The organism is bacterium, assembly GCA_019912885.1.
GTDB lineage: Bacteria > Lernaellota > Lernaellaia > JACKCT01 > JACKCT01 > JAIOHV01.
Window position 1 is genome coordinate 1 of the sequence record JAIOHV010000070.1, and the last position, 11005, is coordinate 11005.

Below are 11005 nucleotides of genomic sequence, written 5' to 3' on the forward strand. Positions count from 1 at the left end.
ACCGGAGAGCCCCGCTGAGCCGGCCCGCGTCGAATCGCTGCTCGTCGAGGAGCCGACGCCTGCGAGCGAAAACGTTGTGCGAGAGGCGGTGCCCGTCGCGCGCGAGGTGGTTCTTCACGAAGAGGTCGTCGAGGATTGGAGCGATCTGGAGCGCGACTTCTTCTCGGGCGAGGGCGGCGACGGGCGTTTCTTCGCGAACCCCGCGCTCATCCTGCACGATCCCGGCGGCCACGAACGCGTCTTCGAACTCGTGCACGACAACATGGTCATCGGCTCCGCCGGCCTTGGCGACGTGGACATCTTCGTCGGCCACAAGTCCGTCGACAAAAAACACGCGCGCATTCGCATGGAGCACGGCCGTTACGTCATCAAGGATCTCGGCTCGCACGGCGGCACGTTCATCAACGGCAAGCGCGTCCGCAAGGAACGCCTGAACCATCTCGACAAGCTGAAGGTTGGCGACGTGTTCTTTCAGGTGCGTCTGATGTAGCCGGCGCGAATCATCGCGCCGGCTCCGAACGGCGCGCACCTCGCGAAAAACGCCGCGTCCGATCGGGCGCGGCGTTTGTCGTTCGAGATCCGGAATGGCAGATCCGGAATCGGGCGTTATCGTGACGCGCGAATCTTCTTGATCTCTTCCTTGGCTTCGACGCAGTCGACGTTCAGCTCGATCGCCTTGACGAAATGCAGTTCGGCGAAGTCAACCTGATTTTCGGCCTTGTAAATCTTGCCGAGAATCAGAAACGCCTCGAAATTTTTGGGGTCGCGCCGCAATCCTTCCTTGACGATCGCCTCGGACTCGGCGACCTCGACGCCGCCCGAGCGGTTGTAAACGGCCCAGCCAAGGTGCGGGTACGCGGGGGACCAGTTCGGGTCGACCTCGATGGCGCGGCGCAGAAACCGTTCGGCTTCGTCCCAGCGAGATTCCTCGGTCAGGTATGTCGCCTGCTTCATCAACTCCTCGGGCGTGCTGTACGCGCCAAGGTCCGTCGTCTCGAACGACGCGGTGTAGGCGTTCGCGTCCGGCTCGTCGAAGCCCGCGCCGGCGCCGGAGGCGTCGTCTTCCCATCCGAGGCCGCTCGAAGACTCCGGCGCGAGGCCAAAGATGTCGTCGCCGTCGTCTTCGGGTTCCTCGTGCGGCTCGTCGAGCCCCAGCGAAAGCTCGCCGGCGCCGGCCTTGGCGGCCGCCGGCGCCTTCACCTTCTGGATCGGTTCGCCCAGATCGAGATCCGCCGACTCCGCCGGCTCGCCGGCGGCGACCGTGGAGTGGATGCGTTCCACGCTGCGCACCGCTTCCGCGATGAGGTCATCCGCGATGTTGACTTCGTACCCCTGCCGGTCCGCGCCGGTGGCGCCGCGCCGCTGCGCCCGCTCGCGGAAGGTCTGCCGCGAGCGGTCCTGCACGCTTTCCGGAAATCCGATGAAGCCAAGCAGGAACATGGCGTACAGGATTTTGTAGATCTGGCCCTTCTTCATTTTCGAGTGCGCGACGATCTGCCGCAGCGTGTGCTGGCCGTTGACCATCGACAGCACGCGCGTGCCCATCGGGCCGAAGGCCATGTCCTCTTCGCGGTAAGGGCAGTCGGGCCGGCGGAACAGCGGGAACTCCTTGCGCCCGCGGAATTCGAGCGGAAGCGTCTTCATGGGGTAGTAGTCGCGGATGCCGACGTAGATGAGATTCCCCATGTGGATCTTAAGGACGCGGAACTCCGGCTCGATGATCTCGCCCTGCTTGAAAAAGAAGTCGCCCTCCGGCCACTCGAACAGGCGGTAGAGCTTGAGCGTCACGTGCGTGTTGAGCGCGTCATAAAGATCGTGCGGCGAGATGTGCCCATGCTCGATCAGGAACATCCCCTGCTTGAGCGGGCCGGACCGCGTGGCGTCGAGGGACGCGCTTGCCTGCTCCGCCGTGATCTTGCGCTGCTGCACGAGGAACTCGCCCAGGCTCTGGTCGGCGAAGTAGCTGCTCGTCACGTGCACGATCTCGCCGTTGTCGAAATGGATGTGCGCCTTCTTCGGTCCGAGCGCCAGCGCGAGGATGCCCGTCTTTTTCGCCTGATGGATGTAGTTCAGCGTCTTGGGGAGCGGCAGGTGCGCGAGCGAGCCCTTGACGTACGCCTCGCGATCCGGAACGGCCATGCCTGTCCTCGTTTCCTGCGCGGCGGCACCGGCTGCCGCCTCCGCCGTGAGTAAAATGTGCGGCAAGATTCCGAAAATACTACGGTCACGGGAATTTTCCTGTCAAGGAAGCCGCAAACGCGTTGCGATGTCAGTGCCGCAAACGCGTTGCGATGTCAGGGCCGCAAACGCAGCGAAGCGGAGTGCGCGGTCGGCACCGCCCCGGCGTAAATCTCGCGCCCGCCGCGCTCGACGACGACCTTGCCGCCCTCCGGACTTTCAGCCTGTCCGCCTCACTTCACCACCGGCTCGCCGGTGCGAATCATCTCGACGAAGCGCGCGAAAAGCGGCGAGGCGTCGTGCGGGCCGGGGGAGGCCTCCGGGTGGTACTGCACGGAAAACACCGGCAACTCGCGGTGCGCGAGGCCTTCGTTGGTGCCGTCGTTGAGGTTGGTGTGCGTCGGGACGATGAGACGATCGGGCAGCGTGTCCGGATCGACCACGTAGTTGTGGTTCTGGCTGGTGATCTCCACGCGGCCGGTCAGGTGGTCCTTCACCGGCTGGTTCGCGCCGTGGTGACCGAATTTCAGCTTTCGCGTCTTGCCGCCGAGCGCGAGGCCCAGGATCTGATGCCCCAGGCAGATGCCGAAGATCGGCGTCTTGCCGACAAGCCCGCGCACCGTCTTCGCCGCGTATTCGAGCGGTTCCGGATCGCCCGGGCCGTTCGAGAGAAACACGCCGTCCGGCTTTCTCGCGAGCACGTCCTCGGCGCTAGCGTTCGCGGGCATCACGGTGACATCCATCCCCGCGCCGACGAGCATGCGAAGGATGTTCGACTTCACGCCGAAATCCAGCGCGACGACGCGCGGGCGTTTTCCGGCGTCGGGCGACGAACCATATCCGGCGTCCAGATCCCACGGGCCCTCCGCGAAATCGTAGCCGACCTCGCAGGTCACCTCGCGCACGAGATCGCGCCCGACGATGCCCGGGGCGCGCGAAAGCCTGGCTTGCAGTTCTTGCGGATCGCCCTCGCCGATGATGCCCATCTGCGCGCCGTGCTCGCGAAGGTGCCGCGTGAGCGCGCGCGTATCGAGTTCGCAAAGGCCGGGCACGCCGTTGTCGGCGAGGTAGTCGTCAAGCGAGTTTGTCGCGCGCCAGGACGATGTGACGAGGCTGCGCGAGCGGACGACGAATCCCTGCGCGAAGATGCGCCGGCTTTCGATGTCCTCGCCGTTGACACCCGTGTTGCCGATGAGCGGGTACGTCATGCACACGATCTGCCCGTGGTAGGACGGATCGGTGAGGATCTCCTGGTAGCCCGTCATGCTCGTGTTGAACACAACCTCGCCGATCGTCTCGCCCGCCGCGCCGAAGCGCTCGCCGGCAAAGACGCGCCCGTCGGCGAGCACGAGATACGCCGCGCGCGTCATCGCGCCCGCCCCGGCCGGTTTGGCGCCGTGCGCCCGTTTGGCGTGGTCCGTTTCATGCGTGTCGTTCCGGATTTCTGGAGCCGGCTTCCGCCGATTTGCGCGAACGGCCCCGCGTCGCGAGGCCAGAGCCAAGAGTATCCCTGGGGGGCGGGGGCGTCAATGAAAGTTTGTCAGGCGATGTCTTGCAGTGCGTCGAGGCGATACGTCCGGCGGGGAGCAAAAATGGTTTGACGCGGCTCGAATCCCCGTCGTATCGTGAAATCGAATCGTTGCGGAGGCGGCCCACGTGTCCCAGAAAATTCAGTCCTACACCGTCTTGTACGAGCTTGCCGAAGAGGGCGGGTACGTGGTGCATGTTCCAGCACTTCCCGGTTGCATGACGCAGGGGGAAACGCTCGAAGAGGCGCGCGAAATGGCGGCCGACGCGATCAAATTGTACCTGGACGTATTACGCGACAAAGGTCGCCCGATCCCGCCGGATGTCACGACGCCGGCTCGCATCGAAAAAATCAGGATCGCCATTTAGAGCGGAGTCGTGGGCGGCAATCTTCCGGTCGTCAAACCCAAAGACACCATCTGCGCGCTTGCGAGAGCCGGCTTCGTCGTTGATCGGCAGAGTGGAAGTCACCTGATAATGAATCATCCAAATAAGCCCGACTTGCTGGTCATTGTTCCGCGACACGCGAAAGACCTGAAGCGCGGGCTTATCGCGGGAATCATTTTAAAAGCGCCGACATGACGCCGGACGAATTTCGTCGGCTCTTGAAAAAATGAACGCGTCGCGTCCCTGCGATGCCGTCAGCCTCATCGGCGCGCCGGCGCGCGCTCCGCTACGTTCACGCCGCCTGTGGCCCTCAATACAGCGGCTTCCCGTCAATATCCCCCGGCAGGTCGACGCCGAGCGCCGACAGCGCCGTCGGCGCCAGGTCGTAGATGATCGGCGCGTCCTTGGTGATCTTGCGGTTTGACGCCAGCACGCCGTAGGTCAGCGACGGATCGACCGAGCAATGGTCGCCGCTCCACTTGCGATCGTTCGGCAGAATCACGCCCTTGGGCATGCCGCCAAGCGCGCTCTGCCAGGAGATGCGGTAGCCCTCCGCGAAACCGAGAATCAGGTCGGGCGCAAGGTCGAACGCCGGTCCCTTGTAGATCTCCTGCCGCGGATACACGTCGATGACGACAGGCTCGCCCGTCTCCGGGTCGATAAGCTTCTTGAGCCCCTCGCGGATCTCGTTTTGCACCTTCTCGTATTCGAGCTTGTGCACGACGCCCTGCGGCTCGCGCCCGAAAAGGTTGATGTAAATATTGCCAAGCCCGATGTGGTAGGCCTTGGTGCGCGACCAGTCCACGTTCGGCCAGAACTCGCCCTTGCCGAAAAGCTGGTCGAGGTTGAATTCCGTGCCCGGCTCCTGCCCCTTGAGCGCCATGAAACCGTTTTCGACGAGCCACGTATTGATGTTGACCGCCTTACGGAACGACTGGAACCCGTGGTCGGACATGACGAACAGGTGCGTGTCGTCATCGACGTTTTGCTCCATCACCCGGCCGATGATCTGATCGATCTTCGCGTACAAGCGACGGAATGCCTCGGAGTGCTTCGCGGCTTCGTCGGCGTCGTACAGCGGATGTTTCTCGTCCAGATAGCGCCAGAACATGTGCTGCAGGCGATCGGTCGCCTCGAACACGCCGATGAACAGCCGCGCATCGCGCTTGTCGAGTTCGGCGTACACGATCTTCTCGATGTCGCTCATCGTCTCGAACAGATCCGCAAGAAACAGCTCCTCGCTGATCTGCAATTCGTTCAGCGCCCAGGTCTCTTCCTGCCAGCCGATCGTCTTGAACGGCCCGTGCTGCCCGTGGAGCATCGGCGCGAAATCCGCCGGCGCCGAGATGCGCACCGTCGGCGGGAGCTTCGCCGGATCGAAGTTGACCGGCGTCAGGTAGATGCGCACATCCGGCTCGACCGCAAGCAGCGCGAATTTCGCGATACCCGAAAGATGCACGAGCGGATTGAGCGCGAAATCGAACGTGAAGAAATCGGAGAACTCACCCATCTTCACGGTCCGCGTCTGCCCCTGGCAGGTGATGTCCGCGGTCTTCGCGGCCTTGTTGATCTTCGCGACGAACGGCACCGTCACATCCGGATTGTCCTTCAACGTGAAGTTGCGCGGGCCGAGCACCTTGGCCTCGATGCGGTCGCCCAGCATCGTCACCGGCACGAGTTTGCCGCCCATCTCCGTGTTCGTCGCGGTCATCTTCTGCGTCGAATAGACCGTAAACGTGCCATTGGTCTGACGCACGTCCGGCACGCCGAGGCCCGACAGCAGCTTGCCGCCGAAATCCTCCGCGGGGAACGTCACCGGAACGCGGATCGCCGTGACGCCCATGCCGGCGTCGGCCGCGTAATTCCAGAACGCCGTGCCCTGCCGCTGGCCGATGGGAATCGGCAGCTCTTTCGGCACCCACTTCGTGATGACATAAGCCGACGCGCCGAACACGCAAACCGCCGGCACGATCGCCGCGACAAGCCGCGTGATCGTCGAGCGCGTCACGAGACGCAACAGGAAAAAGAGCAGCAGCGCCGCAACGACACCCGCGCCCGCCGCGATACCCCAGCGTAGGGCGTCCGAGGGCAGCACTTCCTTTGTGCCCGGCGTGACCGTCGCGAACTCCGGGAAGTAGCTTCCGGGCATGCGGCGCAGGAAATCGTAGATGCCCGTCTTGCCGGGATTGCCGCCGACCGCGAACGACGCCCACGCCACCGGCGACTCGCTCGGGTTCGTGGTGTCGAGCCGTCCCAGGTGCCCCGTCCCCTGCAGCTTTTGCATGTTCGGCATCAGCCCCTCGTCCATGTATTTATGGACAAGGCGCAAATCCATGCCGTCGAAACCGAGGATGATGACTTTTGGTTCCGCAGCGAACGCCGTGTTGGACGCAAGCATCAAAACGACGGCGATCAGCAAGGAGACTGGAAGTCTGAAAGACTGGAAGTCTGAAAGGCCATCGCGAATGCGGAATGCGGAATGTCGAATGCGGAATGCCGCACGCAAATAAACTCGCTCCGCGGCGTCGAGCGCTCCAATCCCCCTGAGCGCCCCTGTCATCCTGAGCGAAGCGAAGGATCCGGCCGCGCCCCTGCCGACGCGTTCGCGTGTTTCATTCCGCACTCCGCATTCCACATTCCGCATTCTCATCATGTCTTCCTGTCCCATCTCGAAAAAAACCTCAAAACGCCTCTTCCGGATAATCCGCCCGCACGAAAAACAGCCCCTGCGGCGGGGCGGTGACGCCGGCCTCATCGCGGCGCGGCGCGGCCAGCAAGCGGTCGATATCCTCCACCGGGCGGTCGTGCCGGCCGATCTCGATGAGCGTCCCCGCAATCGACCTCACCATGTGACGCAAGAACCCGTTGGCCGAAATCGACAGCACGACGCGGCCCTCGCCCTCATCCGCGACCGACGCGGCAATCACCGTGCGCACAGGCGATTTCGCCGTGCATCCCGCGGCGCGAAACGACGTGAAATCGTGCTCGCCCAATAGGCGCAACACGGCATTCTGCATGGCCGTTCCGTCGAGCGCAACGGGGATCTGATACGCGTACCGCCGCGTCAGCGGATCAAAAAACGGATGCGTCTCGATGACGTAGCGATAAGCGCGGAAGATCGCGTTTCGCCGCGCGGAAAACCCGTCGCGCACGCGGCGCGCCTCTTTGACCTTGACGTCCGGCGGCAGCGTCGCGTTCAGCGCGCGCATGACGATCTCCGGCTCGCGATCGATGGCCGTCGCGAAGCTCACGGGCATGTCGATCGCGTGCACGCCCGCGTCGGTGCGCCCCGCGGCGGTCGCCGTCACCCCGGGCTCGAACAGATCCGCAAGTGCCGCCGTCAACGTATCCTGCACGGTCCGCACACCGGTTTGCGACTGCCAGCCCGCGAAGTCCGTGCCGTCGAAGGTCAGGTGGATGAGGTAGCTGAACGACATGGGGATTGACGGCTGAAGAATGAGGATTGTCGATCGGAATCGCAAGGAATCGTGTCGTTCGGCGGGAGAATTTCGACGGGGCGATGGCGGATGCCGCGCATAAACGCGGAAGCTCGCCGCGTCGATGCAATCTTCAATCTTCGATCTTCAATCTAAAATTGGAACAGCACCCCGATCGAGTGCGCCATGCTCGTCAGATCGAAGGTGTCGTCGCCCCCGCCGAAGTCGTCCGCGGCCAGGTACTTGAACTGGTAGAAGAAGTACGTGTTGTTGATGCCCCAGTCCGACTCGAGCCGCCCGGAGGAGCGTTTTTCGATGTTATCGAGAAGCACCATCAGACCGGCCTGGCCGACCCAGCCGTTCAACAGCCCGCGGTTCTTGGACGACGAGTCGAGCTTTTCCTCGAACCAGTACGTCAGCGCGTAGCCCGCGCCGACATACGGCACGACGATCTGATCGGGCACGAACGCGAGGCGATACAAAAGCCCCAACTCCGCCGGCGCGGCGTGCAGCTTGAACTTCTCTTGCGTCTTGTCGCCGGTCGAGGTGACGCCGCGGCCCTCGAACCAGAAGTATGAGCCCTCCGCATGCAACTCCAGCTCGTGGATCATCCGCCAGCCGGCCTGCAGCGTGTAGATCGCGTCGCCCTTGGTTCCGTAAACGTCCTGAAACTCGTCCGCCGTCGGGAACACCAGGCCGACGTTGAAGCCCGCCGAGAAGTGCCGGGGCGATTCGAACCAGTGCGGATCGTATTGCGACCGTTCCTGGGCGAAAGCGGGCGAAGCGAGAAACAGGAAACAAATGGCAGCAAGCGAAAGTCCGCGCCATAGACGCGAATTGAAGATTGAAGATTGAAGATTGTAGATTTTTCCGCGGCGCGGTGCGTTCATCGGAATTCCGGCGGTCATTTCCCGCTCCTTCGTCCGCGCGCGAAGACGAAAGCGAGCATCGCGACAAGGACAAACCCGGACATCGCCGACTTCATCGGCGAGACCGCCACCCGCGCATAAACCGCCACGGGCGCCACGACCGCGCGCACCCCGGCGCGCAGCATCGGCGAATCCGCGATCGCGCGGGCGATCGGCGGGCTGATCCGATAATACGAACGCACCAGCGCGCGTCCCCACCCGGTCTTGCCGAGCACGCGGTCGCGGAAGATGCGCAGCGCGATCACGTTGCGCGCGTCCTTCGCGCCGTACGCGGCCGTGGCAATGAAGCAGCCCTCGGTGTCGTTGAACAATTCGGCCGCGCCGAGCGTATCGGCGGGCACGGCGGAAACCTCCGCGGAAAGCGGGCTCTCGGTTCCGTTGACGTCCACCGCGGTGACGCGGAAGTAGTAGCGCACGCTGTTGGTCAGGCCGCCGACGATTGCCTCGGTCGCCGTCCCCACATCCGCGGGCGAAACGCCGATGTCCGCGTCGCCGCCGTCGTAATCCGCGGCGTCGGTGCCCGGGCTGTTGCCGTAGTAAACGAAATACGCGTCGATGTCGGCGTCCGGGTGCGAACTCCAGCTCAGGAATACGCGCTTGTCGCCGCCGCCAGCAGTCAGGCCCGTGACGGCCTCCGGCGGCGAGTCGAGCGTGATCGTCGTTGACGCCGAGCCGTAATTCGTTGCGTCCGCGCTGTCGGTCGCGATGATGTAAACGGTGTATTCGCCGTCGCCTCCGAGATCGTCCGCGCTGACCGTCGATTGCCCGTTCGTCGTGCCGTTGAAATTGCCCGATCCATTGGCCGCGCCGACCGGATCGCCCGTGCCCGGCGTGCCGTCGCCGCCGACCACGGCCTCGTAGTCGCCGGACTCGGTGTCCGCGTTGATCGTCCAGGCGATCGTCGCGGCCTCGCCCTCCGCAATGACGCCGTTCGCGGGATTGACCCCCGTGATGGAAACGGTGACCTCCGCGAGCGCGGGCGCCGCCGCGAAAAAAACGATCGCGATTGCGATGGTGGCGAGAATTCGGAGCAAAGCTACCTTTCGGCCCGAAGGCCGCGCCTTGGGCATGGCTTTATAGCGGCATCGGCGACGCACCGTCAACAACGCCCGCGCCGAATTTTGCCCGCGCCGCCGTAGGGTTAGACGCGTGGGACCGCGACAGGTTAATTGCGAATGGCGAAGGGCGAATTGGGAATGTGGCGCAAGTGCGGGATTTTGAGCGCCGCGTGCGGATTGAATCGCAAAATTGCTTTCAACACAAAGGCACAAAGAGCACAAAGGAGAGTTAAATTCCGTCGTGTTTTCTTTGTGCCGTTCGTGGCTTTGTGTTGAATTGCCGCTCCTGCGATGACTTTCAGCCTCTCGGCCTTTCCGTCTTCCAGTCTTTTTATCACGCCGCTCCCAGGTACCGCTGGGCCAGAATCTCCGCGATCTGCACCGCGTTCGTCGCCGCGCCTTTGCGCAGGTTGTCGGCGACGATCCACATGTCGAGGCCATGCTCCACGGACTCGTCGCGCCGGATGCGTCCGACAAACGTGTCGTCCTTGCCGACGCAGTCCTTCGCCAGCGGATAGCGCAGTTTTTCCGGATCGTCGATCACCGTGACGCCCTCGGCGCCGGCGAGGATCTCGCGCGCCATCTCGGGCGTCATGCGCTGCTCGAACTCCACGTTCACCGATTCCGAATGGCCGGAGAACACCGGCACGCGAACGCACGTCGCCGTCACCGCGAGATTCGGCACGCCCATGATCTTGCGCGTCTCGCGAACCATCTTCATCTCCTCGCGCGTGTAGGCGTTCGCGAGAAAGACGTCGATCTGCGGCAGGCAGTTGAAGGCGATCGGGTGCGGAAACACGTTCTTTTCGGGCTCGCGCGAGTTGAACATGGCGACCGACTGGCTCGCCAGCTCCTCCATCGCCCGCCGTCCCGCGCCCGAGACGGACTGGTACGTCGAGACGACGACGCGCCTGATCCGCGCGACGCGGTGCAGCGGCGCGAGCGCAACGACCATCTGGATCGTCGAACAGTTGGGGTTCGCGATGATGCGCCGCGCGGTGTAGCCGGCGATGTCCTTTGCGTTCACCTCCGGCACCACGAGCGGCACGTCCGGCTCCATGCGAAACGCGCTCGTGTTGTCGATCGACACGGCGCCGGCCGCCGCGGCGGCGGGCAGGAATCGCTCGCTCACCTTGCCGCCCGCGCTCGAGAGCACGATGTCGATGCCCTCGAAGCTCTCCTCGGTCAGAAGCTCGACGCGGTGCTCGTGTCCGCGAAAGACGAGGGTTTCGCCCGCGCTGCGCTCGGAGGCGAGAAGGCGCAGATTGTCGATCGGAAAATTGCGCTCGTCCAGAACGGCAAGCATCTGCTCGCCCACCGCGCCGGTCGCGCCGACGACGGCGATGTTCCACTTCTGCATCGGAATGACCCGTACTCCCTTTCAACCCGCTCCCTTACGGTCGCGGTTCGTTGCTGATTTCTATGACGGTCGCGGTTCGCTGCTTGTTGGGTCCTTACGGTCTCGGTTCGCCTGGGAGCGCCGAACGCC

Annotated in this window: 10 protein-coding genes; 3 read left to right on the forward strand and 7 right to left on the reverse strand. The window is 63.8% G+C overall.

All coding sequences use genetic code 11. From position 1 onward, the window contains the following. Positions 1 to 490, forward strand: a 490-nt coding sequence (locus tag K8I61_05950) for an FHA domain-containing protein (GenBank protein MBZ0271557.1), incomplete at its 5' end; no start/stop codon positions are given. Positions 491 to 606: 116 nt separating this feature from the next. Here K8I61_05950 and K8I61_05955 read toward each other — a convergent pair. Both K8I61_05955 and carA read right to left on the reverse strand, forming a co-directional pair. Next, positions 607 to 2139, reverse strand: a complete 1533-nt coding sequence (locus K8I61_05955; GenBank protein ID MBZ0271558.1) for a DUF4388 domain-containing protein — start codon at positions 2137 to 2139, stop codon at positions 607 to 609. A 272-nt stretch (positions 2140 to 2411) separates the two neighbouring features. Continuing rightward, positions 2412 to 3548: a glutamine-hydrolyzing carbamoyl-phosphate synthase small subunit gene (gene carA, locus K8I61_05960; protein ID MBZ0271559.1), complete on the reverse strand. Its 1137-nt coding sequence runs from the start codon at positions 3546 to 3548 to the stop codon at positions 2412 to 2414. A 298-nt stretch (positions 3549 to 3846) separates the two neighbouring features. On the opposite strand from carA, the gene K8I61_05965 reads away from it, so the two are divergent. Next, positions 3847 to 4074 (forward strand): type II toxin-antitoxin system HicB family antitoxin, encoded by a 228-nt coding sequence (locus K8I61_05965; protein ID MBZ0271560.1) that lies wholly within the window; start codon positions 3847 to 3849, stop codon positions 4072 to 4074. Between the two features lie 48 nt (positions 4075 to 4122). Next, positions 4123 to 4287 carry a type II toxin-antitoxin system HicA family toxin gene (locus K8I61_05970; GenBank protein MBZ0271561.1) on the forward strand — a complete coding sequence of 55 codons (165 nt, stop codon included), beginning with the start codon at positions 4123 to 4125 and terminating at the stop codon, positions 4285 to 4287. A 115-nt stretch (positions 4288 to 4402) separates the two neighbouring features. On the opposite strand, the gene K8I61_05975 is transcribed toward K8I61_05970, so the two are convergent. The 5 genes from K8I61_05975 to K8I61_05995 form a co-directional block, all read right to left on the reverse strand. Then, positions 4403 to 6511 (reverse strand): alkaline phosphatase family protein, encoded by a 2109-nt coding sequence (locus K8I61_05975; GenBank protein ID MBZ0271562.1) that lies wholly within the window; start codon positions 6509 to 6511, stop codon positions 4403 to 4405. Between the two features lie 262 nt (positions 6512 to 6773). Beyond that, a complete protein-coding gene (gene truA, locus K8I61_05980; protein ID MBZ0271563.1) occupies positions 6774 to 7529 on the reverse strand; it encodes a tRNA pseudouridine(38-40) synthase TruA in 756 nt (251 codons plus the stop codon). Between the two features lie 152 nt (positions 7530 to 7681). Next, on the reverse strand, positions 7682 to 8437 hold the full coding sequence (locus K8I61_05985) for a hypothetical protein (protein ID MBZ0271564.1): 756 nt from the start codon (positions 8435 to 8437) through the stop codon (positions 7682 to 7684). Then, positions 8434 to 9492 carry a fibronectin type III domain-containing protein gene (locus K8I61_05990; protein MBZ0271565.1) on the reverse strand — a complete coding sequence of 353 codons (1059 nt, stop codon included), beginning with the start codon at positions 9490 to 9492 and terminating at the stop codon, positions 8434 to 8436. The genes K8I61_05985 and K8I61_05990 overlap by 4 nt, the downstream gene beginning before the upstream one ends. A 358-nt stretch (positions 9493 to 9850) precedes the next feature. Next, on the reverse strand, positions 9851 to 10876 hold the full coding sequence (locus tag K8I61_05995) for an aspartate-semialdehyde dehydrogenase (GenBank protein MBZ0271566.1): 1026 nt from the start codon (positions 10874 to 10876) through the stop codon (positions 9851 to 9853). Positions 10877 to 11005: the final 129 nt, after the last annotated feature.